At 73.5% G+C, this 26,425-nt stretch carries 14 protein-coding genes; all 14 read right to left on the bottom strand.

The features are described 5' to 3' along the window. Positions 1 to 69: 69 nt before the first annotated feature. Positions 70 to 1,482 carry an FAD-dependent oxidoreductase gene (locus ACMXGY_RS05505; RefSeq protein WP_483775875.1) on the bottom strand — a complete coding sequence of 471 codons (1,413 nt, stop codon included), beginning with the start codon at positions 1,480 to 1,482 and terminating at the stop codon, positions 70 to 72. 216 nt (positions 1,483 to 1,698) lie between these two features. Next, positions 1,699 to 2,172, bottom strand: coding sequence for an LpqN/LpqT family lipoprotein (locus ACMXGY_RS05500; protein ID WP_483775874.1), 474 nt, complete (start codon positions 2,170 to 2,172; stop codon positions 1,699 to 1,701). A 130-nt stretch (positions 2,173 to 2,302) separates the two neighbouring features. Next, positions 2,303 to 2,572 (bottom strand): hypothetical protein, encoded by a 270-nt coding sequence (locus ACMXGY_RS05495; protein ID WP_483775873.1) that lies wholly within the window; start codon positions 2,570 to 2,572, stop codon positions 2,303 to 2,305. A gap of 145 nt (positions 2,573 to 2,717) precedes the next feature. Beyond that, complete coding sequence (locus ACMXGY_RS05490; protein WP_483775872.1) at positions 2,718 to 7,220, bottom strand: FtsK/SpoIIIE domain-containing protein; 4,503 nt, start codon at positions 7,218 to 7,220, stop codon at positions 2,718 to 2,720. Between the two features lie 109 nt (positions 7,221 to 7,329). Further along, positions 7,330 to 8,025 carry an FHA domain-containing protein gene (locus ACMXGY_RS05485; protein WP_483775871.1) on the bottom strand — a complete coding sequence of 232 codons (696 nt, stop codon included), beginning with the start codon at positions 8,023 to 8,025 and terminating at the stop codon, positions 7,330 to 7,332. After that, positions 8,022 to 9,860 (bottom strand): serine/threonine-protein kinase, encoded by a 1,839-nt coding sequence (locus ACMXGY_RS05480; protein ID WP_483775870.1) that lies wholly within the window; start codon positions 9,858 to 9,860, stop codon positions 8,022 to 8,024. The genes ACMXGY_RS05485 and ACMXGY_RS05480 overlap by 4 nt, the downstream gene beginning before the upstream one ends. Beyond that, positions 9,857 to 11,635 carry an FHA domain-containing protein gene (locus ACMXGY_RS05475; RefSeq protein WP_483775869.1) on the bottom strand — a complete coding sequence of 593 codons (1,779 nt, stop codon included), beginning with the start codon at positions 11,633 to 11,635 and terminating at the stop codon, positions 9,857 to 9,859. Before ACMXGY_RS05475 ends, ACMXGY_RS05480 begins: the two co-directional genes overlap by 4 nt. Beyond that, positions 11,632 to 12,474, bottom strand: a complete 843-nt coding sequence (locus ACMXGY_RS05470) for a PP2C family protein-serine/threonine phosphatase (protein ID WP_483775868.1) — start codon at positions 12,472 to 12,474, stop codon at positions 11,632 to 11,634. Before ACMXGY_RS05470 ends, ACMXGY_RS05475 begins: the two co-directional genes overlap by 4 nt. 17 nt (positions 12,475 to 12,491) lie before the next feature. Continuing rightward, on the bottom strand, positions 12,492 to 14,123 hold the full coding sequence (locus ACMXGY_RS05465) for an RDD family protein (protein ID WP_483775867.1): 1,632 nt from the start codon (positions 14,121 to 14,123) through the stop codon (positions 12,492 to 12,494). Then, a complete protein-coding gene (locus ACMXGY_RS05460; protein ID WP_483775866.1) occupies positions 14,120 to 16,564 on the bottom strand; it encodes a transglutaminase-like domain-containing protein in 2,445 nt (814 codons plus the stop codon). The genes ACMXGY_RS05465 and ACMXGY_RS05460 overlap by 4 nt, the downstream gene beginning before the upstream one ends. Then, a complete protein-coding gene (locus ACMXGY_RS05455) occupies positions 16,564 to 17,883 on the bottom strand; it encodes a DUF58 domain-containing protein (protein ID WP_483775865.1) in 1,320 nt (439 codons plus the stop codon). The genes ACMXGY_RS05460 and ACMXGY_RS05455 overlap by 1 nt, the downstream gene beginning before the upstream one ends. 83 nt (positions 17,884 to 17,966) lie before the next feature. Next, on the bottom strand, positions 17,967 to 18,941 hold the full coding sequence (locus tag ACMXGY_RS05450; protein WP_483775864.1) for an AAA family ATPase: 975 nt from the start codon (positions 18,939 to 18,941) through the stop codon (positions 17,967 to 17,969). 46 nt (positions 18,942 to 18,987) lie between these two features. Beyond that, positions 18,988 to 25,008 carry an Ig-like domain-containing protein gene (locus ACMXGY_RS05445; RefSeq protein WP_483775863.1) on the bottom strand — a complete coding sequence of 2,007 codons (6,021 nt, stop codon included), beginning with the start codon at positions 25,006 to 25,008 and terminating at the stop codon, positions 18,988 to 18,990. A 369-nt stretch (positions 25,009 to 25,377) separates the two neighbouring features. After that, positions 25,378 to 26,382: a polyprenyl synthetase family protein gene (locus ACMXGY_RS05440; RefSeq protein ID WP_483776794.1), complete on the bottom strand. Its 1,005-nt coding sequence runs from the start codon at positions 26,380 to 26,382 to the stop codon at positions 25,378 to 25,380. Positions 26,383 to 26,425 lie beyond the last annotated feature (43 nt).

Raw genomic sequence — 26,425 nt, 5'->3', positions numbered from 1 at the left:
GACGACGGCGCCCGGCCCGGGGAGGGCGGGGCGCCGTCGGCGGTGGGCGGGTGCTGCCCGCGGTGCGGGTCAGCCGACCTGCGACTCCCCGCGCGCGATGCGGATCATCTCCTCGCGCGGGACGACCTTGACACGCTCGCGCCCGTGGGGCTCGCCGAGGCTGCGCTCGTAGGCGTCGAGGAGCTCCCAGCCGGACCACTCGACGTGGCCGACGCCACGCTCGTTCAGGAACTCCACGATCGCTTCCGGGTCGCCCAGCGGCGCGACGCGGCCCGCCTCGACGTCCGCCGTCGCCACGTCGCCGCCGTCGCCCGCCCCCGTGACGTCCTCGACGAGGTGACGGATGGTCTCGGACGCGTCCGACTTGGTGTGCCCGATGAGGCCGACCGGACCGCGCTTGATCCAGCCGGTCGCGTAGACGCCGGGGATGTGCTCGCCGTCGATGTCGATGACGCGGCCCTCGCGGTTCGGGATGACGCCCTTGAGCTCGTCGAAGGGGATCTCGGACAGCGGCGAGCCGAAGTACCCGACGGCGCGGTACACGGCCTGCACGGGCCACTCGTGGAACTCGCCCGTGCCGGAGACGGTGCCGTCGCCGTTGAGCTGCGTGCGCTCGGTGCGCAGGCCCTCGACCTTGCCGTCGCCGAGCACCGCCACGGGGGCGTGCAGGAAGTGCAGGTGCAGGCGCCGCGACGCGGTGTTCTCTGCCGGGTCCTTGAGCGTCCAGTCGGTGAGGGTCTTGACGACCTGCTTCGTCTGGTTGGACGAGCTGATCGCCGCCATCGAGCCCTCGTCGAACTCGAAGTCCTCGGGGTAGACGATGACGTCCACGTCCGGCACGTGACCGAGCTCGCGCAGCTCGAGCGGCGAGAACTTCGCCTGCGCGGGGCCGCGGCGCGCGAAGACGTGCACGTCCGTGACGGGCGACGCCTTGAGGATCTCGTAGACGTTCTGCGGGACCTCGGTCGGCAGGAGGTCGTCCGCGTGCTTGGCGAGCACGCGCGCCACGTCGAGCGCGACGTTGCCCGCGCCGAGGACGGCGACCTGCTGCGCCTCGAGGGGCCACGTGCGCGGGACGTCGGGGTGGCCGTCGTACCAGGAGACGAAGTCGGCCGCGCCGTACGAGCCGGGCAGGTCGATCCCCTCGATCGGGAGCGCCGCGTCCCGGATCGATCCCGTGGAGAAGATCACCGCGTCGTAGTACTGGCGCAGGTCGTCGAGCTTGAGGTCGACGCCGTAGTCCACGTTGGCGAGCAGGCGGATGTCCCCGCGGCTCAGCACCTTGTGGAGCGCCACGATGATCTGCTTGATGCGGGGGTGGTCGGGCGCGACGCCGTAGCGCACGAGGCCGAACGGCGCGGGCAGGCGCTCGAACAGGTCGATGCTCACGTCGAGGTCGGTCTTGGACAGGATGTCCGCGGCGTAGATCCCGGCGGGACCAGCGCCGACGATCGCGACGCGCAGTGGACGGATGCTGCTCACAGGACAGGGCGCCTTCCGGTCGAGGACGGGTGTCTCCGCGCGGCCGCCGGTGGGGGCCGCGTCGTCGGACCGGTGGGCACCGGTCGCAGAAGACCTTCTCGATTGTACGACTGGAGTGAGGGTTGCCTCAGTCAGGCCCGCTCCTCCACAACCAGGGTGCCAGCGGTCTCGCCTGGTGGATACCACGTCTTGTGATGCGGGCGAATGTAACGGCGCTCAGCGGTCGAGCCGCAGGCTCCCTTGCACCGAGCGGATCTCCTCACCCGCCCACGGGTGCTGCACCAGCGTGCACGTGCCCGTCGTCTGGACGAGGTCCGCGACGGGACCGCGCGGTACGACGACCGTCCGAACGGACTGCACGAGGACGACTCCCCCGCCGCCCTTGAACGAGGCCTCGACCCAGCGACCGGGCAGCCCGTCCACGTCCAGGTCGCCGCTGCCGAGCTCCTTGAGCCTCGGCAGGGGCTTGAGCTTGCGCAGGACCTCCGCGTGCGCGTCGTCGAGCGACTGCTCGGCGCGGATCCGCGACACGACCACGATGACGTTCGGGTTGAACTCCCCGTCCGCGACCTCGCGGCCGAGGGCCAGCGGGAGGCCGACGTGCGGGAGCGGGACCCACCCTTCGGGCGCCGTCAGCCGCACGCCGACGGGGGCCGGGAAGTCGTCGCTCGGGTAGCGCAGCTCGGTCATGCGGGAGAGCCTCTCGTCGGCGTTCGTCGTCGGGGGTGCGGGAAGCAGTCTCGCAGACCGGCCTGCCCCGGACGCGCCGAGGGCGCAGGACCCCTTGCGGGATCCTGCGCCCTCGGTGGACCGGAACAGGTCAGCTGTTCGAGGTCTGCTCCTGCGCCTGCGCGTTCTGCGTGGCCTTCTGGCCGGCGTCCGTGAGGACCTGCGCGACGTTGGTCAGCTGCGTCTGCGCGGCCGGCCAGTCGCTGCCCTTGAACTGCTGGGCGTCGGGGCCCTCCCACGAGACGCCCTGCACCTGCGTGTTGAGCGTGTTCATGGTCGTCCGGATCTCGTCCGCCTTCTGCTGCAGCGTCTGCCCGAGTCCGCGGAGGTCCTCGACGTTAGCGCCCCACATACCAGCCATGGTTCATCTCCTTCTGTCCTCGACCTCCACCCTGCGTGGACGTCGTCCGTTGTCGATGGCCCTACTCAACCATCGGTCCCTGCACGCGTCGATGGGGAGGCCTCCCCATGACTGCGCCGGGGGTCTTCGGCGCCCCGCCGAGCCGCTACCGCGGCAGCGCGACGTGCATCTTGCGCGCCCGCCCGGAGACGATGAGGAAGCCGCGGCCGGGCGGGAAGTCCACCCGTCGGAGGCGTCCGAGCCCGGTGCCCAGGAGCGTGTCGCCGTCGAGGTCGCCCGGCGTGAGCAGCAGCCCCGAGCGGCCTGCCTTGAACGGCTGCGCGAGCGCCCACGCCTGGCCCCAGGTCGAGGACTCCGCCTCGCCGACGACGAGCTGGTCGGCCCGCACGGCGGCGCGCACGAACGCCGCGAGCGGCTGCTCGGCGGGCGTGCCGGTGAACTCCGTGACGGACTCGACGAGCACCGTGAGGCTGCCCGGCCGCAGCGAGCCGCCGTCGAGCGCCTGGGTGAGGCTCTCGATCAGCGTGACCGCCTCCTCCGGGGACGTGGCCGCGGTGTCCCAGACGTCGAGCGCCGAGATGCTCGTCCGCCGGGGCGCGAGGTACACGACCCGACCCTTGCGCGCGCGGCGCACCGTCTGGGCGATGGTGACCAGCGCCGTCGTGCGTCCGCCCCCCGGAGGGCCGGAGAGCATGAACGTGCCGCGCGCCGGCAGCGCGACGGGCGCGATGTCCAGGTCGTCGAGGCCGATCGTGGGCCGGTCACCCGTGAGCTCGGGCAGCACGTCCAGCGTGAAGCTGTCCGGGAGCCGGTCCACCCCGGGCGCCTGCGGGATGCCGAGGCGGGTCATCGCGTCGCGGAGCCTGCCCAGCTCGCGCGACTGCAGAGCGACGTTCGCGTCGCCGCCGAGCACGGCGACCTGGACCTCGTTCTCCTCGAGGATGCCCCGGCCCGGGGGCGACGTGAGGGTGAGCACGTCCTTCGGGACGCCGAGCGTCAGGTAGTCGTCCTCGTTCGTCAGGCGCAGCACGAGCCGCTTCTGGATCGTCGAGCCGAGCGAGGTCGGGACGGACGCGGCACGGTCGCCCGTCACGACGACGTGCACGCCCACCTGGCGGCCGTCCGTCGCGATCTGCGTGAACGCGCCCCACACGGGGAACGCGTACGCAGGGCGGAACTCGTACGCGTCGCGGAACGCGCCGATGCCGTCGACCAGGACGAGGATGCGCGGCTCGTCGGGCGCGTTCGCAAGACGCCGGTACTCGTTGAGGTCGCCGGCCCGGAGCGACGCGTAGCGCGCGGAGCGCTCGTCGACGAGGTCGCGCAGCGTGCGCAGCACACGCTGGACCCGTTCCTCGTCGTCGCCCGAGATGACGGCGCCCACGTGGGGCAGGTCCTCGAGCATGCGCAGGCCGCTCGCGCCGCAGTCGATCGCGTAGACCTGGACGGGCCCGCCGCGCGCCGTGATCGCCGCCGACACCGCGATGGTGCGCAGGGTCGCGCTCTTGCCGGAGCCGCCCGTGCCGTAGATCGCCATGTTGCCGTCGCGATCGGGCTCGTAGAACACGGTCGGCTGGGTCTGCGTCGTCGGGTCGTCCTCGACGCCGAGGAGGAGCATCGCGTCGGTGCGCGGGTTGGGCAGGCGCGCGAGATCGTACGTCGGCGCGAGCTCGGGCAGCCACGGCTTGCGCGGCGCAGGGACGGCCGCCTCCGTCGCCGCGCGGGAGATCGTCGCGACAGCGCGCGAGATGTCGTTCGGCCCCGGGTCGGCGACCTCCTCGACCTCCGGCTCCGGGAGCTCCCAGCGGATGTCGGAGCCGAACGCCATCTCCTGGACGTCGATGCGCGGACGCTCGGGCTTCGACGAGGTCCAGCCGCCCGCGTACCCGGTCTGGAACGGCGTGATGCGGCCCGGCCCGGTCTTCACCGCGCCGCGTCCGGGGATCGACGGGTCGAAGTGCGCGGCCATCGGGATGCCCAGGATGTCCGTCGAGTCGTCCTCGTCGGCCATGCGCAGCGCGACGCGCAGGTTCGTGTTGGCGCGCAGGTTGTCCTTGATGACGCCCGCCGGTCGCTGCGTCGCGAGGATGAGGTGCAGACCGAGGGAGCGCCCGCGCTGGGCGACGTCGACGACGCCGTCGACGAACTCGGGGACCTCGTTGACCAGCGCCGCGAACTCGTCGACCACGATGAGCAGGCTCGGAGGCGCGTCCGGGTCCCCAGTGCGCTCGAGCGACGCCAGGTCCTTGGCCTTCTTCCGGTTGAGCAGGTGCTCGCGGTAGCGCAGCTCGGCGCGGAGCGACGTCAGCGCGCGCCGCACCAGGTGCGGCGAGAGGTCGGTCACGAGGCCCACGCTGTGGGGCAGGTTCACGCAGTCCGCGAACGCCGCGCCGCCCTTGTAGTCGACGAAGAGGAACGTCACGCGGTCGGGGCTGTGGGCCGCCGCCATGCCGAGCACCCACGACTGGAGGAACTCGGACTTGCCCGCGCCCGTCGTCCCGCCGACGAGCGCGTGCGGGCCCTGCGTGCGCAGGTCGAGGTACAGGGGCTCGGTGCCCGAGTGCCCGACGAGACCGCGCAGGTTCGTGGGGACCCGGCGGCGCACGGGCGGCGACCCGTCGCGCGGCGTGAGGGAGCCGTTCTCGCGCCATGCGTCGACGATGGTCGCGGGGTCCTCCGCGAGCGCCGTGCCCGAGAGCGCGAGGTAGGAGACGGAGCGCGGCAGGTCGGAGTCGTCGTCGACCGGTGCACCGACGTCGACGACGGGCGCGAGGATGCGCGCGACCTCGTGCGCCGTCGCCAGGTCCACGGTCTCGCACGTCACGGGGAAGGTCAGCCGACCGACCCGCACCTCGCCGGTGGTCGCGCCCGCGGCGCTGCCGGGGGTGCCGCCCGGACCGGCCGTGGCGTCCGCGGCGCCGTCGACGAGCACGAACGTGCGGCACGCCGCCGGGAGCTGCTCGACGGAGGGCGCGACCCACACGACGTGCACGCCCGCGTCCGCGCCGCGCTCGACGAGCCGGGTGAGGCGCGAGCGGTCGACCGGTGCGTCGTCCTCGACGAGCACGACCACGGTCGGCAGGACCGGCTTGGGCGTGTCGCCCGGCTCGAGCGGGTCGACCGGCCCGCGCAGCTCGGCGTGGGCACCGAGGTCCGCGCCCCGCAGCTCGACGAGGTCCTCGAGCTGGGACAGGAGCGACTGTGCCGCGCCCGGGTTGTCGGCGAGGTGGTCGCCGCCGAGCGGGCTGTGCGGCGAGCCGGTGTGCGGGAGCCACTCGAGCCACTCCCAGTCGGTGCGCGAGCGCTGCGAGGTGACGGCCGCCAGCACGAGCTCGGACGGCGAGTGCAGCCCGGCGAGCTGGACGAGGACGCCGCGCGCGACCGCGTCCGCAGCTGCGCCCGCGCCCGCGATGCCCATCGCGCCGTCCGTCCGCAGGCGGGCGACGACGGGCACGCCCGTGATCGTCGCGCACTCGGCGTGCAGCTTCTCGAGCTCGTTCCAGAACTCGGGCAGCGTGTTGTTCTCGGCCGGCAGGTCGAGCTGCGTGCGCGCGGGCGCGGAGCCGAGCCCGACCCGGACGGTGAGGAACGCCTCGTGCTCGGGACGGTGCGTCCAGAGCAGCCCGCCCAGGCGCCGCACCGAGGCGACCGTGTCACCGACCGACGGCGCCTCCGTGAGCCGCACTGCACGCTCGACCGCGTGCGTGCGCTCGATCGTCACGTGCAGCGCGGCGACCGACTGCTCGAACTGCTCGCGCTGGGCCTTGAGCTTGCGCTTGGCCTGCATCTTCTGGTCGAAGTAGTTGCCGAGCATGAGGATCGGGCTCAGGCCGATGAACACGATCGACAGCAGGTTCTGCGTGACCGAGTACAGGATCACGCCCATGAGGAGCGGGGCCACCATCGCGAGGTACGGGAAGCGCGGCGGCTCGGGCGGCTGCGGCGGACGCGGGGCCTTGAGCTTGCGCTCGCCGAAGCGTGCGACGACGCGCGGGGACCGGTTGAACTCCACGACCGGGCTCGTCGGTGCCAGGCTCGTCGAACGGTGCAGCGCGACGACCGACACGACGGTGCTGCCGATCGTCACGGTGTCCGCCGACGTGAGGGTCGAGCGCATCATGCGCTGCCCGCCCATGACGAGGCCGTTCGCCGAGTTCGTGTCGGTGATCTCGATCGTCTCGCCGACCGTGATGCGCGCGTGCCGCTTGGACACCTGCGGGTCGTTCAGGCGGATGTCCATGTCGCGGTCGCGGCCGAGGTAGCTCGTCCCGACCGGCAGGGGGAACTCCCGGCCGGCGTCGGGGCCCTCGAGCACGCGCAGGACCGCGACCGCGGCCCCGCGGTCCTGCCCGGGCGCGTCGAACTGCTCGGACACACGCACGATCGACACGGTCGAGCCCGAGCGCAGGCCAGCCTCGACGAGGTCGCTCGTGGGCGACAGCACCCGGCCCTGGGCAGCAGCTGCGCCGCCCGACGGCGCCGAGCCCACCTGGAGCGTCAGCCGGTCCGGGACCGCCGTGCCCGCGCGGGTCGGGTCGCCCGCGAAGAGCGCCTCGGCCACGTCGCGCACGGTGGCCGTCGCGTCGGCCGTCACGGCCACGTTGGTCGTGGAGGCGTCGGGGCGGTGCAGCGTGAGCTTGATTCGCACGAAGGTCCTCGTTCAGGTCCGGGCGGGGAGCGGGCGGGTCGTCGAGAGCAGGCCGACGGCGCGGTCGGCCGGAGCACGCGGACGCGGGCTCACGGGTCGACCGCCGCGGTCAGCCGTCGTCGGTCAGGTCGAGCAGGGGGAGGTCGTCACCGGTGACGAGCCGCGACGCGACGGCGTACTCCACGAGCCGGGCCCGACGGTTCGTCGCGAGCGCTCCGGGGCCGCCGCGCAGGCCCTTGACCCCGATGCGGTCGAGCTTGTCGCACACGTTGTCGAGCTTGCGGTTGAAGCGCGTGGTCGCCCAGCCGAGGCGTGCGGCCGCCGCGGCCGACGACGGGATCTCCGACAGCCCCGTCCCGTCGCGGCGCAGCATCGGCTCCGCGAGCGCGACGATGAGCTGCTTCTGGCTCGTCGTGAACGTGATCATCCCGATCGTCGTCGCGCCCGACTCGGGGTCCTCGGAGCGGATCTCCTGGTACGGCGCGCCGCGCAGCTGCGCGGTGAGCTCGTACGTCGTCGGCCCGGCGGTGAACACGATCGACGTCGTCGGGAAGACGATCGGCAGGCGGTTGCCCGGCGAGAGCCACGACTGCACGCCGCCGCCGGAGTCGCACACCGTCGCGGAGATGAGCGAGCCGACGTTGGCGAGCCACCAGATGCCGCCCTCGTGGGTGATGCGCAGGAAGCGGCGGTGCAGGTAGGGGTTGTCCTCGATCGACAGGTCTCCGTCGCGGCCGATGTCGAACTCCCCCTCTGCGTCGGGCCGGAACCACTCGCCGCAGAACTCGACCGCGAGCTCGCTCACGCCGCCTCCCCGTCGACGCACGTCTTCTGCGGGGCCGCGGAGAACTTGCCGTCACGCTCGACGATGACCTCGATGCAGACCTTCTCCCCCGGCTTCGCCCGGAGCTCGACGGTGGTCTCGTCGAAGATCTCCTTGTAGCGCGACTCCTCGACCGCGTCGAGCTTGCGCCAGGCGAACGAGTCGCCGTCCTGCGCCTTGTCCGAGTCGTACGCCCACGTGAAGGTCGCGACCTCGCGCGCCGGGTCGTAGGTCCCCACGAGGTCGTTCACCGGCGGGACCAGGTCGCCCAGGTTGTCCGACGGCGTGAACGTGGTGTCGCTCGTCGGCGCGGTCTCGTCCCCGCCCGCCGTGGGGTCGGTGCCCTCGGGAGCGCCTCCGGACTGGAGCGCGAAGAACCCCGCGACGGCGAGGCCGACGACCCCGACACCGGCGAGTGTCGCCCACAGCGCGCCCTTCCCCGACCGCTCGGCCTCCGCGCGCTCCTCGGTCGCCTGGGCGGGCCCCGCGGTGCGGTGCACCGTGTCCTCGACGGGCGGCGTGCCCCAGTGCGTCGGCCTGCCCGCTCCGCCGGGGTACGCGCGGGGGTCGGTGAGCTCGGCGACGGGGGAGGTGGCCGGCGCGTGCCCGCCCGGCCCGACGGCCGTCGTCGGCACGGTCCCCGCGCCTCCGGACGTCCCGCCAGGCGCCGCACCGGGCGAGGTGCCGGTCCACGCCGCGGGCTGCGCGCCGTGCTGCGCGGGGTTCGGGGCGTACGGCGTCGGGGGGCCGTAGCCGCCCGGGCGGCCCGGCTGCCCCTGCCCGGTCTGCTGCGGGACCCACGGGGCGGTGACGCGCTGCACGGGCTGCACGTTCGAGGTCGGCTGCGTGACCCGCGGCTGCGCCGGCCCGGCGGGGTCGATCGAGACGATGTCCCGGAGCCGGGTCCCGGCGTCGTCGTCGGGCTCCTCCTCCTGGACGTGGCCCGAGTCGTCGAGCAGGTCGATCGGCGTGACGGCGTAGGACAGCTCGTTCTGCACCTGCTGGAGCGCACGGGCGAAGTCCAGCATGGTCGGGTAGCGGGAGCCCGGGTTCTTGGCCATCGCCGTCGCGAGCACGCGCTCGAGCGACGCCGGCACGTCGGTACGGCCGGTGCGCGGGAGCGGGGAGGACTCGATGCGCGAGATGAGGTTCGCGCTCGAGTTCGACCCGCCCGGCACCTCGAACGGCGTCCGGCCGGCGAGGAGGGTGAACGTCGTGGCGGCCAGCGCCCAGACGTCCGTCCCGACCCCGCTGCGCGGCGGCTCGGCGAACGACTCCGGCGGCGACCACGGGATGGACATGCCCTCGGCGCGGGCCGCGTCGTCGAGCGTCGACGAGATGCCGAAGTCGGTCAGCGCCGGGTGCCCGTACTCGGTGACGAGGATGTTCGCGGGCTTGATGTCGCGGTGCAGGATGCCGTGCCGGTGCGCGGTCTCCACGGCGCCCGCGATCTGCACGGCGGTGCGCAGCGCCTCCGCGACCGAGAGCCGCTCGGTGCGGTACCTGGCCCCGAGGTTCGGCCGGGAGCAGTACTCCATCGCGAGGTACGGGCGGCCGTCGTCCGCGACGTCGGCCTCGTACATCGTGACGATCGACGGGTGCGTCGAGAGCGTCGCCATGAGGTCGGCCTCGGCGTCGAACGCGGCACGCTGGGACTCGCTCGACCATTCGTGCAGCAGCACCTTGACCGCGACGCGCCGCCGCGGCCGCTGCTGCTGGTAGAGGAAGACGTCCGAGAAGCCGCCCGAGCCGACGAGCGAGACGTACTCGAAGCCCTTGATCTCGGGGGGAGGTGACGGTGCGCGCTTGGTGCTCACCGGATTCCCTCGAAGGTCAGGGTCACGCCGTCGCCCAGGTCGGCGACGTCCCCGTCGACGACGAGCACGGGCTCCGACGGGTGGAGCCGGCGCGGCGGCTGCCCGGCACGCAGGAGCGTCGTGCCGTTGGTCGTGGCCATGTCGCTCACCAGCACGTGCCAGCCCTCGAGCGTGATCTCGACGTGCGAGCGCGAGATGTCCTGCTGCGGGCTCGGCACGGTCACGAGGCGCGGGAGGTCGGCCGCCTGGGAGCGCGGCGTGCGCGGGCGCCGTCCGACGACGACCGGCCGGTCGAGCTCGAGCGTCTGGCCCGTCGAGACGACGACGCGGCCGAGCGGCGGCCGGATCGCGAGCGCGGCGTCCTCCTCGAGCTCGCTGCCGCAGAGCGCGCAGGTGTCGCGCGAGGGCGGGTTCGCGTGCCCCTGCACGCACGTCCGCGCCAGGATCTGCTGCTGGCCCGGGCCGGGCGGGGCGGTGAACGACGGCGTCGGTGCCGGCGGCGCAGGCGGCGCGGCGCTCTGCGCGGCAGCCCGCAGGTCCGCGATCGCGGACGAGAGGACGGTGTGGCCGTCGTGGTCGAGCCCCTCGGCACCGGCCTCGGCGTCGTCCGCCGCGCCGCCCTCGGGGTCGACGACGGTCGCCGCGCGGTGCGCGGCCGCCGGGGTGGCTCCCGTCCACTCACGGGGGACCCCGGCGATGAGCCCGCCCGGCTGCTCGGCCGGTTCGGCGACGGGCCCCGCGCCGGACGGCTCCGTCCGGGGCTCCTCGTCCACGGGCTCCTCGGGCGTGGGCGGGCCCGGGACGGGCGGGATTTCGTCGGCGTCCTCGTCCTCCGCCTCCGCCCGCACCGCGGCGTCCTCGACGGTGCGCAGGACCGTCGAGCCCCACAGGTGCGCGTAGTCGTCCGGCTCCTCGACGACGCTCGCGTCGTCGTCGGGGGCGGCAGTCGTCGTGGGTCCCGCGTCGGCCCCGCCCTCTCCGGTGGACGCGGCGAGACCGGCGCCGAGCGGTGCGTGCACGCCGTCCGGCTCCGGCGCGATCGTCTCCTCGGGCAGACGCAGGGTCGCTCCGAGCACTCCCCCGAGGGCGGGGGTGCTCTCTGCCGCCGGGACCGGCAACGACACCCCGCGGCCCACGGCCGGCGCGTCCTCGACGGTCGACTCGACGCTGGACGCGCCGTCGGACGACGTCACGGACCCGCCCAGGAGCGCCGGGCCGGTCTCGAGCGGCACAGGGTCGGGCGCAGAGTCGGGCGCAAGCTCGGGCGCCGTCTCGGGCAGCACCGGGCGCTCGGCGAGCTGCCACGCGACGGCGTCGGCCAGCACGACGCCGGACGCGAGCGGCAAGGACGCGACGTCGCCCGCGGCCGTGGTCAGCAGCGGCTCGCCGCGCGGCGCCTCGACCGGTGCGACGCCCGTCCGGACGAGGAGCTCGACGACATCGTCGACGACACGCTCCGACCAGGTGGTGACGTCCTCGCCGTCGGCGTGGAGCCGCTCGCCGCCCTCGAGCTCGAGCGTGACGGCGAGCGCACCGCGCACGGCCACGTGCACGCGACGGCCCGAGACGACGGCGACCGCGAACGGCGGGATCGTGCGCAGGCTCGAGCCGAAGGCGCCCGTGAGGACCTGCAGGACCTCGACGACCCCCGGGTCGGCGCCCAGCTGGTCCCACACCTGCTCGACGAGCGCGTCGTCCGCCGGACCGGGCAGCACGACGACGGTGCCACCCCGGACCAGGGCTCGCGCGGTTCCCGTGACGTAGCGCAGCGTCACGCCATTCCCCCGATCTGCAGTCGAACGTCTCTGGGCAACGTGTCCTCGTCGACGGCCGCGCCGGACGAGCCGTTCTCGAGGTGATGTTCGCGCGGCGCCGTGCTCCCGCCGCTCGTGTCGTCCGAGACGCCGGTGGCGTCGACGACGACGACAGTGATGTTATCCCGCCCGCCGGCGGCGATCGCCTCGTGCACGAGTCGCTCGGCGGCTCCCTGCGGGTCGGGCGTGTCGAGCAGGACCTCGGCGATCCGCTCGTCCGTGAGCTCGCCGGTCAACCCGTCCGAGCAGACCAGGACCCGGTCGTGCCGCTCGATGGGGACGAACCAGAAGTCCGGCTGCGGCTCGGCGCGCGATCCCAGCGCTCGGGTGACGACGTGACGCCGGGGGTGCGTCTGGGCCTCGGCCGGGGTGAGCAGACCGGCGTCGACCATCTCCTGGACCTCGGAGTGGTCGACGCTCACCTGCTCCAGCCGGCCCCCTGCCAGGTGGTAGGTGCGCGAGTCACCGACGTTGACGATCAGCCAGTACGGGTTCCCGTCCTGCTCCGACACCGCGACGCCCGTGACGGTCGTGCCTGCCCCGCGGCCCGGCTCGGTCACGATCGCCTGGACGTTCTCCTGGGCGACCGTGAGCCGGGCGCGCACCTCGTCCGGGGTCACGACCTCGAGGTCGGCCAGCGGTCGCAGGGCGTCGACCGCGGTCGCGCTCGCCACCTCGCCCGCCTCGTGCCCGCCCATGCCGTCCGCGACGAAGAAGACCGAGCGCGAGACGAGGAACCGGTCCTCGTTGAGGATCCGGCGCGCGCCGCGGTGCGACGCCGCGCCCCACGACAGGTGCACCTCCGGCACCGGGCCCGTCACCGGTTCCCCGGGTGCACGAGGATGCGCCGGTCGCCGACGTGGATGGTGGCGCCCACAGGGACGCGCACGCGCACGCCCGGCTCGGCGACCCGCGGCGGTGACCCGGGCACCGAGACGACGGTGCCGTTGGTCGAGCCGCGGTCCGTGAGCCAGAGCCCGCTGGGGTCGGCGCGGAGCTCCGCATGGGTCTTGGACACCGAGCGCGTCGGGTCCGCGACCGGGACGAGGTTCCACGGTCCGTCGTCGGGTGCTTGCGGGTTGCGGCCGACGAGCGTGGGCCGGTCGACGGCGCGCCGCTCCCCGGACTCGAGCTCGAGGACGACCGACACGTCGGGCGCGGGCTCCATGGCGCGCACGCCCGGCGCCGTCATGCGCGTGCTGTCCCACTCGGGCTCCGCCTCCGCGGGCTGGGGCCGGGCGCTGTCCTCGCGCCCGACGGCAGGCGCCGGCGTCGGTGCGGCCGGCGCGGCGGGGGGTGCGGCCGGCGCGGAGACCTGACCGGATGCCCCCGGCACACCGGTGATGAGGCCACCGCCGGCCGGCTGCGGCGTCGACGGGAAGGCCCACGGGTCGGGCACTGCCGGCTGCGGTGCCGCGGGAAGCGGTACCCCGGGAGCCGACGGGCCCGAGGGAGCAGGAGCAGCCGACGGCGGAGCGTACGAGGTCGGCGCGGCAGTGCCCGGGTAGGGGGCCGGGGCAGGCGCCCCGTAGCCCTGCGCGCCCTGTCCCTGCACCCCGTACCCGCCGCCGTAGCCCTGCGCACCGTAGCCCTGCGCGCCGCTCTGCGGCGCGGGTCCCTGCGCCGTCGGCCCGCCGAGGAGCGAGGCGACGCCGTCGTGGCCCGCGGGCCGGTTCGTGGCCTCGGGCGTGATGCCGCGCACGTCGAGGACGAGGGCCTTCGCGGCCTTGTCGTGCCACCCCTGGCGGCGGCCCGCGGAGTCGAAGCCGGGGCTGAGCAGGACGACGAGGATGCCTCCCGCCGGTACCACGCCGACGATGATCCAGCGCAGCGCGGCACGGCCGAAGCCCAGGGGTGCGCGCGTCGCCGCGTCGACGGTCCGGATGCCGGTGGCGAGGTTGCCGAGGGTCTTGCCGGTCGACCCCTCCCAGAACCACAGGCCGACCCACCACGCGAGGGCGAGGACCACCGCGAGCGCATACACCCCGAGGACCTTGCCGACGAGGGCCGCAGCCTCTTCCTGGCTCACGGTCTGGACGCTGCCGAGCGGGGCACCGACGACACCGAGACCGACCAGGAGGACCACGAGCGCCACGATGCCGGGCACCGCGGCATCGACCAGGTAGGCCACGAACCGGCGACCGGTCGTCGCGAGCGGCGCCGAGGCGAGCGTCGGCGACTCCAGTACCGGCGCCGGGACGAACGCCTTCTGCGTCGCGGCGTAGACCTCGGGCTCGGTCGTGGTGTCCAGGACCGAGCGTGACGGGGTCGCGAACGGCGGGGCGCCCTGGTTCCCGCGGCCGGCCACCGCCTGGACGCCGCCGACCGGGCCCGCCGCGGCCTCAGGGACCGGGCGACCGGTCCGGGGGAACGGCTGCCCGCAGACCGCGCAGAACGCCGAACCCGACGACTGCGCGGAGCCGCACGCGGCGCACGTCACCTCGCTCATGACTCGTCTCCCTGTCTCATCGGCCGGCGGCGGGGAAGCCACCGACGCACGCCGGACGACCGGTCACGGGAACGCACCGAGCGCAACGAGAGCGCCGCACGCACCCGAGCACGGCGGCTCACGGAGGAGCGTAGTCCCCCGACGACCGTGTCCACGTCCGCCCAGAACGCCTCGATCTCCTGCTCGGTGGGCTCCCCCGACCCGAAGACCGTCGCGTCGGCGCGGTGCGCGAGCGGGATCGTCGCCGTCGCGCCGTACGTCTGCGCGAGGACTCCCGCCCCCTCCCGCCGCGTCGCGCCCGGCGGCACCGGGGTGCCGAGGTCGGTGGCGGCGTCGAGCACCTCGCGCCACCCTCCGCTCACGCGGTCCACCGGGCGCTCGGCCGCACGGCGGCGCGCACGACGGCGTGCCTTGTACGCGAGCACGAGCACGACCGGCAGCGCGAGCAGCGCGAGCGGGATCGCGACGGCGACGCCGACCAGGAAGACCTGGCCCCAGTCGAAGCCGTCCTCGTCGGCCTTCTCCTTCTCCTCGTCGTCGACCTTGCCGGCCTCGGCCTCCGCGGGCTCCTCCGGCGGCTCCGGGTCCTCGAGGATCGGCGGCTTGGGGACCTGCAGGCTCTTGGGCTCGGGTTGGATCTTGTTGTCCTCGTCCGGGATCGCCGTGATCGGCACCCAGCCGTAGCCCACGAACGGCACCTCTGCCCAGGCGTGGACGTCCGCGCCGGTCGCCGTGAACGCCTCGCCCGGCTCGAGCGGGTTCTTCTCCGGGTCGGGGTAGAACCCCATGACCACGCGCGCCGGGATCCCGGCCTGGTTCGCCATGAGGGCGAGGGCGACGGCGAACTGCTCGTCGTCGCCGACCATCTCGTCGTCCGCGAGCAGCTGGTCGATGCGGTCGGCCGAGTGACCGGGGCGCGACGGCGGCTGCGTGTCGAGACCGCTCGAGAAGATGCCGCTCGCGACGAGACCGTCGCGCAGCGCGAAGAGCTGCTCGACCGGCTCCGTCTCCTCGCCCATGAACTGCGCCGCCTTGCCTGCCAGCGCGGCGGGCAGGACACCCTTCGCCACGGGCGGGACCTCGGTCTGGTCGATCGCGCCGGCGCGCAGGTCCTCCTCCGAGGGCTCGACCGTGACGCGCGTGTCGAGCGTGTAGGTGTCGCCCGGCTGGAGCCCCGCCGTCGTGAGGGCGGTGCCCGTCGTCGCGTTGTAGTACGTCGCCTCACCCAGCTCCCGCGCGCGGTCGCCCGTGTACGAGATGCCCTCGAGCTGGCCGGTGTCGGGGACCCAGACTCCGGCGTAGTCGCCGACCGCGACGTCGAGCCGCGTGGTCGTGCCGGGTGCGACCGTGGCGATCTCCTCGCCCGCACGCGTGTACACGCCGGAGCCCGGGAGGCCGCTCGAGACGTCGTAGACGACCCCGTTGTAGGTGTCGAGCGTCGCGAGGCGCATCTTCGCCCCGGCCGGGAGGCCGCTGACGGTGAAGAGCTCGTCCTCGCGCATGTCCTTGGCGTACTTGCGGAACGCCGTGAGGGGGCTGACGTACTCGTGCAGGTCGAGCGGCGGGACGACGGTCTCGCGCAGGACCGTGCGCGGGTCGTCCGGCAGGAGCGCGGGAGCCGCGAACGCCGCGGCGACGCCGCCGACCGCGAGCATCGCGGCTCCGGTGCGGACCCGGTGCCACCAGAGCCGACGGGTCGCCGCCCTGCTCGCTTCCGTCGTGATCTGGTGCTCACCGAGGCGTGCCGCGGTCACCCGCCACCCCGCCCAGAGGAGACCGACGCCACCCAGCACCAGGCCCTGCACCACGGGGTAGGCCGCGATGACGGTCCCGAGGAGGATCACGCCGACGAACGCGACCGCCACGGGGACCATGGCCCACGCCGCACGGCGCGACCGCCACGCGATGCTGCCCGCGACCAGCCCCGTGACGAGCATGAGGAGGTACGGCACGACCGCGAGCTCGGGGAACGAGGCGAGCGGCGGGACCGTCGTGACGAACTCCTTCCAGCCCGTGACGGCGCCGAGGAGCAGGTCCGTGACCGTGGTCAGCGACGGCACCACGCCCGCGATCGTGTCGGCCGGCAGGGCGAGCGCGCCGCCGAAGAGCACGTAGCCGACGACCGCGACCGCCAGGACGGTGACCGCGGGCCAGCGCCGCCACGCACCGAGCCACGCGACGCCGAGACCGACGACGGCGCCGCCGACGGCGGGCACGAGATACCCGAGCGAGCCCCAGACGGGGCCGAACCCGACCGCCGTCGCGCCGAGGACGAGGACGAGCGCGAGCGCGTCGACCGCCCCGAGCGCCGTGAGGGCGCGCGGGGTGTCGGCGCCGCGCAGACGGGTCGTGATGCGCTGTGAGGTCCCGGAGGACGGAGCCGGTGCGCCGACCGGCGTGGCGCGGCGCGAGCCGCGCGTGGTGGTGCTGGGAGCGCTCATCAGTCGTTCAGCCTCCGCAGGGCGAGGGGGAGCTCGCCGAGCTCGCCGATGGTGAGGACGACGAGCTCCGCGATCGCGTGGCGGCTCAGGGACGCGCCGGGCACGCACTGGATCGCCATGACGCGCACGTCCTGCGGAAGGCGGGCCGACGCCGCGCGCAGCTCGGTCGGGGTGACCCGGCTGCCCACGATGAACGCGACGACGGACGCGTCGCTGATCGTCAGGCCGGCGACGCGTGCGACGTCCACGAGCGACGTGCGCTGCGACTGCGTCTCGACCCGGGCGAGGTCGTCGAGCAGCCGCGTGCGGTGGTCGCCGCGCAGGTTGCCGTCGTTGACGAGGACCGTGACACCACGGTCCTCCTTGATGGCCTGGAGACCGAGCGATCCGCACGCGCTCACGGCGAGCTCGAACTCGTCGTCGTGCGCGTAGTCCTCGGCCCGCGTCGAGAGCAGCACCGCGAGGTGCGAGCGGCGCGTCTCCTCGAACTGGCGGACCATGAGCTGCCCGGTGCGGGCCGTCGTCTTCCAGTGGATGTGGCGGCGGTCGTCACCGGGGACGTAGTCGCGCAGCGCGTGGAACGAGACGTCCGAGTTGGAGATGTCCGTCGTGACGCGGCCCTCGAGGTCCTTGAGGAACCCGGTCGACGAGCCCGAGAGGTTCTTCACGCGGGGGTGCACGAACAGCTCCTCGGGCTCGGTCCACACGACCTCGCGGCGCAGGAGCCCCAGCGGGTCGGCGCGCACGGAGCGCACGGGGCCGACCGAGATCACCGAGCGCCGGTGCGTCGGCACCGTGAAGATCTCCTCGTGGCTCGCCTGCGGCCGCAGGCGAGGGACGGGGAACGTCGCCATGCCCTGCCCGACCGGCAGCTCCATCACCGACGGGAGCAGCGGCCGCGCCGAGTCGTTGCGCACGTCGAGCCGACCGACCGCGCGGTCCCCGACCGTGACCCGCTGCTGCGCGAGGTCGAGCACGACGGCGTAGCGGAACCGCCCGAGGACGAACGCGATCGCCGCGAGCAGCGCCACCGTGAGCAGGACCGCGACGACCAGCAGCTCGAGCCACGAGTAGCGCAGCCCGGCCCACCACGACGCGATCGTGACGACGAGCGCCGCCCACCCGAAGGGGCTCACGGCCGACGTGACGGGCTCCACGGCGCGAGCCGCCGGGGCGAGCGCGCGCCCGACCGGTGCGAACGCCCGCGAGAGGGCCGTTCCGAGGGGTCGGAGCAGCCCGGCGAGCGCCGACGACGGGCGGGGTGCGCCGGGGGACCTGCCGGCGGGACGGCCGGCCGGGCGGCGTCGGGACGCGTTCATGGTGTGCTCTCGCTCGGGACGAAGGGGTGGTGCTGGTCGGTACTGGTCGTGCTCGGGCCGGGCCGGGACTGGCTCGGGTCGGCTCAGGCCGAGCGGCGCTCCTGCGGGGCGGCGACGTCGGCGAGCAGGCGGCCCAGGACCGCCTCCTCCGTCGCGCCCGCGAACTCCGCCTCGGGGTCGAGGACGAACCGGTGCGCCCACACGGGCTGCGCGAGCTCCTTGATGTCGTCGGGCAGCACGTAGTTGCGCCCGTGCGCGGCCGCCCAGACCTTGGCGCACCGCACGAGGGCGAGCGCGCCACGGACGGAGACGCCGACCCGCACCTCGGGCGCGTTGCGCGTCTCCTCGGCCAGGCGGGAGATGTACTCGAGGACGGCGCCGTCGACGTGCACGCGCGCGCCGAGGTCCGCCATCTCGGTGACGGCCTGCGTCGTGATGAGCGGCTGCAGGTTCTTGCTGCGGTCGCGGATCGACGCCCCCGAGAGGATCTCGACCGTCGAGGCGTGGTCGGGGTAGCCGAGCGAGGTCTTCATGAGGAAGCGGTCGAGCTGCGCCTCGGGCAGGCGGTACGTGCCGGCCTGCTCGATCGGGTTCTGGGTCGCGATGACCATGAACGGGCGGCCCGTCTCGTGCGCCACGCCGTCGACCGTGACGCGGCCCTCCTCCATGACCTCCAGGAGCGCGGACTGCGTCTTGGGCGACGCGCGGTTGATCTCGTCGGCGAGCACGATCGACGCGAAGATCGGGCCCGGGTGGAAGTCGAACTTCCCCGACTTCTGGTCGTAGATCGTCACGCCCGTGACGTCGGAGGGCAGCAGGTCCGGCGTGAACTGGATGCGCTGCTGCGTGCCCTGGACGCTCGCCGCGATCGCACGCGCGAGCGACGTCTTGCCCGTGCCGGGCGCGTCCTCGAGCAGGACGTGCCCCTCGGAGAGCATGCACGTGAGCACGAGGCGCACGACGTGCGGCTTGCCGAGGACGGCCTGGCCCACGTTGCCGACGAGGCGGTCGAAGGTCTGAGCGAACCAGGTGGCCTGCTCGGGGGTCATCGTGCTCATGAGGTTCCGTTTCTCGTGCGTGCTGAGGAGTGCGTTCGTTCGTGGGCTACCAGGTCATGGCTGGTGTGCTGGTCCCGTCGGAGAACTTCACCTGGACCTGCTGACCCGGCCAGCCGTAGTAGCACTGGAGCCGCTGACGGCCGTTGCTGAGGTTGATGGTCCACCACTCGTTGGAGTAGTTCGAGGACGGGGAGAACCTGTGCCAGCCGTCGTCGGAAGCCCAGCACTGGTACTGGACGGACCCCGTCGCGCCGTTGGGGTCGATGCCGAGCCAGCGGCAGGAGTTGTCGCCGCAGCCCTGCTCGCCCTGGGCGTCGGAGTGCTTGTAGACCGTCGGCCGGGGAGCGGCTCCCGTCGTGCCGTTGGCGCAGTTGTCTGCCCCTCCGGCTTGCTGGCCCTCGGAGTCGATGAGCCTGGCGCAGATCTTGATCGTCTGGTCGTACCCGTCGCCGACGGTGCGACTGCCGCTTCCCTTGCCGACGTTCTCCCAGCTCCCGCCGCCGATCTTGATCTCGATGCGATAGTCGCGGCCGTTGTCGCCGGGGTCGCTCCACGAGACGGTCGTCTGCTTGCTTCCCTGGCCCGCGTTCGCGCCGGAGACCCCGGGCGTCTTCGGAGGACCGTAGGGCGTCGCCGAGTTCGCCGTCACCGCAGCGCCGGGCTCGTTGGCACCGTCGACGCCGGCGACTGCCCGCACCTTGATGGAGTACGCCGTCCCGTTGTCGAGCCCGGTCACGAGCCTGTCCGCCCGCAGGGCCTGCCAGCCGTTCCCGACCGCGTACTGGTACGAGATCTCGCCCGGCTTGACACCGTTGCCCGATGCGTCGCCGAACGAGAGCTGCACCTGCCTGTTCGTCCCCGTCGCGGTCGCCCGGAGGTTCGACACGGTGCCGGGCGTGGCGAACGCGCGGACCGCATCGGAAGCCGGGGAGAACTCGGCGTCGCCGAACTTCTCGGTCGCCTTGTTGTGCGCCTTGACCCGGAACGTGTACCCGGTCGTGTCAGCGGCGACTCCCATGGTCACCGACGTGGCCGTACCGCCCGCCGTCGCGGACTTGACGACGGAACCGCCCTGCAGCGCCTCGATCGTGTACTTGCTGATCGCGGCGCCGTTGTCGCTCGGCGCGGCCCACGTGATCTTCATCTGCGACGTGTCGCCGATCGACGTGCGCTGGGCCGACGGCTTCGCGGGGGCCGCGGGCTTGCCGGCCGGGGTCTCGGCGGCGGAGTAGGCGCCCCACTCCGACGGGTCGGGCGCGCGGTTCACGGCCTGGACCCGCACGCGGTAGGCGACGCCGTTCTTCAGGCCGTCCCAGACGACCTGGTTCCCGGTGACCGCGGTCTTCTGGATCGCACCGCCCGGCGGGGCCGGGGAGATCTCGAGGTTGACCGTCTCGATGGCCGACCGGTCCGTGTAGGTCTTGTTCGTCCAGGTGACGGTGAGTGACTGGTCGCCGAACTCGAGGGTCGGGGCGGCGGGCGGGTCGGGCTTCTCGTCCGGGCGTGCGACGGCGGAGGCCGGGGAGGCGGGTCCGTCGCCGACGGCGTTCGTGGCGAACACGGTGAACGTGTACTCGACGTTGTTCGTCAGGCCGTCGAGGGTGCAGGTGGTGGTGCCGCACGCCTTCTCGTACCCGTTCTGGGAGCGCACGGTGTACCCGGTGATGTCGGCGCCGTTGTTGTTCGGCGGGTCCCAGGACAGCACCACGGTCTTCGAGCGCACCTCCTCGACCTGCGGGGTCGGTGGGGCGTCGGGCTTGCCGAGCACCTTGAGCTGCACACGCCCCTCGACCACGCGGTCGGGGTCCTTCGTCGCGTCCTGCACGCGGTAGACGACGACCATGACGCCGATGTAGTCGTCCCGCGGCGTCACGACGACCTCGTCGCCCGAGAACGACACGTCGCCGCTGCCCGTCTCGATCACCGCGTCGACGAGCTCGAGCGCGGTGTCGGGGAAGGGGTTGGAGTCGTTGGCGAGGACGTTCACCGTCGTGGGCTTGCCCTGGTGGGCGTCGTCGACCGTGTCCTGGTTGGCGCGCGCGAGCGGGCGCGTGGAGGCGACGACCGTGAGGGTCGCGGTGCCCTCGACCGGCGGGTGCTCGCCGTCGGTCACGGTGATCGGGACCTGGACGACCGAGCCCTTGGGCACGTCCGGCGTGGCCTGCGCGTGCAGGGCGGTGCCCTCGACCGAGACGGTCACACCCTGGGCCTCGCCGGTGGCCTTGAAGGTCAGGGGGTCCCCGTCCGCGTCCGTGGCGAAGCGCGCGAGGTCGACCGAGGCCTCCTCACCCGCTGCGACGTCGAGCGTCGGCGAGCCGACGAGCTCCGGCGCGAGGTTCGCCGGGGGCAGCACCTGGACCGGGATGCTCAGGACGTTGACGTTGCCCTCAGGGTCGTCGGGACCGGACCCGTCGGTCACCTCGAACGAGACCGACGCCGGACCGGTGTAGTCGACGGCAGGGGTGTAGACGATCTCGGTCACGGACGGGATCTCGCGCGACCCTTCCGTCACCTTGACCGTGTCCTCGGTGGTCAGGCGTGGCGAGCGGCCCTCGACGACGAGGACGTGCTCGGTGAGGTCGATGGACAGCGACTCGCCCGCCAGCACCTCGAGCTGGGTGCCGGGGCGCAGCGTGGGCTTCTGGTCGGTGAGACCGGGGACCTTGACGAACGCCTTGGCGGTGAGGCCGTCGATGTCCGTGACGGTGTAGGTGATCACCTGGCGGTTCTCGGCGAGGGTGATGACGAGCTCACCGTCGTCGGTGACCGTCGTCGTCGTGGCGTCGCTGGTCACCGTGAGCTCGGTCGCCGCGCCGTCAGGGTCCTCGTCGTTGTCCAGCACCGGCACGGTGACCTCGGTCTTGCCGAGGATGTCCTCCACCGGGACGCCGTCGTCGCGCGCGACCGGCGGCAGCAGGGGAGCGTCGGCCGCGACGTTGACCGTGACGGCACCGGTGGCACGGGCGCCGTAGGTGTCCTGGATCGCGTAGTAGAACGTGTACGACCCGTCGTCGGCCGGGGAGGTCAGGACGACGCGGTCGGCGACGACCTCGGCGTCCATCTCGTGCGTGTCCTCGATCCCGCCGGGCACGAGACCGACCTGGTCCCCGTCGGGATCGGTGTCGTTGACCAGCGCCGCGACCGAGACCGTGCGTCCGGGGCGGACCGTGATCTCGTCGTCGACGGCGACCGGCGACTGGTTGGTCTCGGCCGGTCGCGAGATCCCGACACGCACCGTCCCCGTCGCCGTCGCGCCGCGCGCGTCGAGCACCGAGTAGGTGAACGTGTCGAGACCGGTCGAGTTCTTCGACGCCGCGTACTCCAGGAACCCGTCCACGACGCTCGCCGTGCCCTTCGAGGCGGGCGAGGCCACACCGGTCACCTGGACGGAGTCGCCGTCGGGGTCGATGCCGTCGAGCGGGACGGCGATGCGCACGCTCGCCCCGGACAGCACACGGGCCTCGATCTCGCGCGGCTGCGGGGGCTCGTTCTCCTCACCGTCGCGGACGTGGATCGTGACCTGGGCGGAGTCCTCCTGCCCGTTCACGTCGCGCACCCGGTAGATCGCGTAGGCGGTCCCACCCTCGGACCCAGCCTTGAAGCGCAGCGTGTCCTCGGAGACGAACGCCTCGCCCAGCGTCGGGTCTGCCTCCTGCTCCAGCTCGGGCTGTAGGGACAGCTCCAGCCCGTCGGGGTGGGTGTCGTTCTTCAGCACCGGGATCGTCACGACGTCGCCCGTGTGGACCGTGACCTCGTCGGCGACCGCGTTCGGCGGCTGCAGCCGCGTCGGGGCCGGCACCGGCACGACGCGCACCTGTCCCGTGGAGGTCTGCGTCCCGTTGGAGACGGTGTACTCCACGGTGACGGGGCCGTCGAGGCCTCGGATCTCGGTGATGCGCAGCATCTGGTGCGCCAGCACGGCCACGGAGACGCCGGCGTCCTGCGGGACCCGCACCGACTGCACGACGAGCACGCCCCCCGCCGGGTCGGTGTCGTTGGCGAGCACGTCGACGAGCGTCTTGCCGCCCGACGGCAGCAGCGCCGTGTCGGCGACGACGATCGGGGCGCCCTCGGCCGCCGAGGGCGGCAGCACGTCCACCCGCACGAGCCCGGTCGTCGCGTTCGGACCGTCGGTCACCTGGTACGTCAGGTCGTAGGACCGCGGCTCCATCGACAGGAACGTGAACGTGCCCGCGTCGTAGTTCGGCGTGATCTCCGCCGGCGCGGACTCCGAGACCGACGCCAGGCGCAGCTCGTCCGAGTTGGGGTCGGTGTCGTTGCGCAGCGGCTCGACGGTCACCGGCTGCCCGGCGGGCACGACGACGTGGTCGTTGACCGCGACCGGTGGCTGCTGGCCCGGCACCACGTCGACGAGGAGCTTGCCCTCGACCACACCGCCGAGCCCGTCCGCGACCGCGAGCGTGACGGTCTTGCGACCCGTCGACCCCCCGCCGTCGCGGAACTCGACCGTGCCGTCCGGGCGCGAACGGACGTCGTCCCCCGCGACCGTCGCCTCGCCCGACGCGAGGTAGACGTCGTCGCCGTCCGGGTCCTTGAAGAACGGCAGCACCTTGATCGACGCCTTGCCGCCCTGCTCCACCTTGAGCACCGGGTCACCGGTCTGCTCGGGCGCCGCGTTCTGGTCCCAGGGCGAGACCTTCACGCTCACCCCGGCCTCGGCGACGCCACCGCGCCCGTCGGAGACGGAGTAGCGGAACGAGCTCGTGCCCTCCGCGTCTTCGGGGACCACGGCCTGGAGGGCCGCGCCGCCCATGATCTGCTGCACCGCGGTCCCGCCGGGGCCCTCACCCGCCGGGGTCGCGGTCATGACGTCGCCGTCGGGGTCGACGTCGTTCGCGAGGACCGGCAGGATCGTGGTGCGGCCGGGCCGCACCCCGAAGCTGTCGTCCTTCGGCTGCGGCGGCTTGTTCGGCTGCGTGCGGTCGGCGATGAACTGGTCGACCTGCTCGGGGTTGGTCAGCTCGGCGTCGGACTCCTCGCCCTCCGCCTCCTCCGGCATCACGAGCTCCCAGTCGTCGACCTTCTGGTACTCGTCCGCCGCCATCCACAACGTCCCGGCCGACAGGTCGTTGAGCACGATCACCTGACGGTTCACCCGGTACTCGAGCTGCGACTGCGGGTCGATCCCCTCGAGGCGCGTGTCCAGGTCACGGTCGGTGCCCGCGCAGTCACGCACGACCTGTCCGGTCGACGCCCACGCCCCGTACGTGCACCCGCCGAGCTGGACCGGCGCGGCCGGACGCCCCTGGGCGGCGCGCCGCAGAGCGTCACCGCCGTCCAGCGGCTGGGTGACGAGACCCTCGGTGGTGGCGACGACCACAGCCTCGGACGTCGCCGAGGGCTGCTGCAACCGTGCCTCCGCGCCGTCCTCCAGGGACACCGTCTTCCCGCCCGGGAGGACGAGTTGAGACGCGGACCGGTCCAGGACGACCGGGTCGTCGCCGACCGCCGTCACCTCGACCTCGGCGCCCGTGCCGACGGAGAGCGACGACGACCGCGGCTCGCCCTCGACCACGCCGTTGCCGGTCGTGTCGACGGTCCAGAGCTCACCGGTCTCCGGGATCGCGACGAACACCGTCCCGTCGCCGGACACCGTGAGCGCGCCGTCGCCGCCGACCTCCGCCGTCGGGTCCGTCTTCTCCGCGTCGAACGAGGTCGCGCCGTCGAACGGCAGCACCCACAGCAGTCCCTCCTCGCCGTCGAGGATCGCCGTCGTCGCACCCCCCGACGCGACCTGCGCGCCCGTGGGAAGCCGGACCTGCCCGTCCAGCTTCAGGTGCGCGATGTCGACCGGCGAGGCCGTCCCGGCGCCCGCGTCGTCGAGCAGCACCCGGCCCTCGTCCTGCTGCACGTCGAACGACGCGCTCCCCGCGACCAGCGACCCGTCCAGAGCCTGCGACTCGTAGTTGAACCGCCCGAGCAGCCCGGCCGACGTCTTCGTCACCCACACACCCGAGTCGTTCAGGTCGACGTCCGCCGTCGCCTCACCCTCGTAGAACAGGGCGAGCCCCACGAGCGTGCTCGAGAACAGCGATACGGCCGTCACCGACGCCACGGTGCGGCGGTGGTCGTGCACGTGCGCCAGGAAACCCACAGGTCCTCCGAGGTATCGGATCGGGAGACGACCGGTCCTCTACCTCAGCCCCCTCGATCTCGCTCATTTCCGGGCGGCCCCACCGATCGCGCACCCGAGGATAGCGTTCACCGGGGCGAAAACCGACCTTCGTCTCATGGGTAGTACTCCCCACGACGAGCCCGCGGGCGCTCCGGGGGACCGATTCGTCCCACGGATCGCCCAGCGTCCTCCCAGGTCACACGGATGTCCCGGGCAACCGCCCTGAGGGCGCCTGGTGACGACCACTGCGCGAGGGCGGCGAGCATCTTCACCCACCCTCACCGGGTGGGTGCGACCCGGTCAGGCGGCGCGGTCGGCCAGAGCCTCCGCGAACGACCGCAGCGCGTCAGACACCGGACCCGCGGGAAGCGCGTCGAGCTCGTCGACCGCCGAGCGCGCCCACCGGACGGCGAGAGACCGCGTCTCCGCGAGGACCTCGTGCCGGCGCAGGGCCGCCACCGCCGCCGCGAGGGCCGCGTCGTCGGTGAGGTCGGAGTCGAGGAGCTCGACGAGCTCGGCGTCCGCCGCGTCCGAGGTACCGCTCGTGATCCGCGCACGCAGCAGCAGGACGGGCATCGTCGGGACCTTCTCGCGCAGGTCCGTGCCGGGCGTCTTGCCGGACTCCTCCCCCGACGACGCGAGGTCGAGGACGTCGTCGGCGAGCTGGAACGCCACACCGAGCTTCTCGCCGTACGCGGCGACGGTCTCGACGACGCCGTCCGGGCAGCCCGCGAACATCGCGCCGAGCCGCGCGGAGGTGGACAGCAGCGACGCCGTCTTGTCCGCGAGCACCTGGAGGTAGTGCTCGACCGGGTCCTCCCCCGCGCCCGGTCCGGTCGTCTCGTGGAGCTGGCCGAGGCACAGCCGCTCGAACGTCCGTGCCTGGATGAGCACGGCCTCCGGGCCGAGCGCCGCGACGGTCGACGCAGCACGCGCGAACAGCAGGTCGCCGACCATGATGGCCACGGAGTTGCCCCAGACCGCGTGCGCCGACGGCGCACCTCGGCGCACGGGCGCCGAGTCCATGACGTCGTCGTGGTAGAGCGACGCGAGGTGCGTGAGCTCCACGACGACGGCCGCCTCCTCCACCTCGGGGCGTGCCCCGTCCCCCAGCTCCGCCGCGAGCAGCGTGAGCAGCGGTCGCAGGCGCTTGCCGCCCGCGTTGACGAGGTGCCGCGACGCCGTGTCGGCGAGCGGGTCCGCGTGCGCCACGGCGGCCCGCAGCCTCGTCTCGACGCTCGCGAGCCGCTCGGTGAGCGCGGCGGAGAGCCCGGGGTCCGAGATCGGGATCGCGGTGGTCGTCACGGGCGCGGGCCGGGCGCGCAGCCCGGGCGGCACGGAGGGCACG

It is taken from the genome of Cellulosimicrobium sp. G4 BAM 1002 (assembly GCF_057126935.1).
This window is presented reverse-complemented; position numbering and strand designations above follow the sequence as displayed.

Coding starts and splice junctions, on each gene's coding strand:
- ACMXGY_RS05455 (WP_483775865.1), bottom strand. CDS start 17,883: ATGAACGCGTCCCGACGCCGCCCGGCCGGCCGTCCCGCCGGCAGGTCC.
- ACMXGY_RS05465 (WP_483775867.1), bottom strand. CDS start 14,123: ATGAGCGAGGTGACGTGCGCCGCGTGCGGCTCCGCGCAGTCGTCGGGT.
- ACMXGY_RS05500 (WP_483775874.1), bottom strand. CDS start 2,172: ATGACCGAGCTGCGCTACCCGAGCGACGACTTCCCGGCCCCCGTCGGC.
- ACMXGY_RS05495 (WP_483775873.1), bottom strand. CDS start 2,572: ATGGCTGGTATGTGGGGCGCTAACGTCGAGGACCTCCGCGGACTCGGG.
- ACMXGY_RS05460 (WP_483775866.1), bottom strand. CDS start 16,564: ATGAGCGCTCCCAGCACCACCACGCGCGGCTCGCGCCGCGCCACGCCG.
- ACMXGY_RS05450 (WP_483775864.1), bottom strand. CDS start 18,941: ATGAGCACGATGACCCCCGAGCAGGCCACCTGGTTCGCTCAGACCTTC.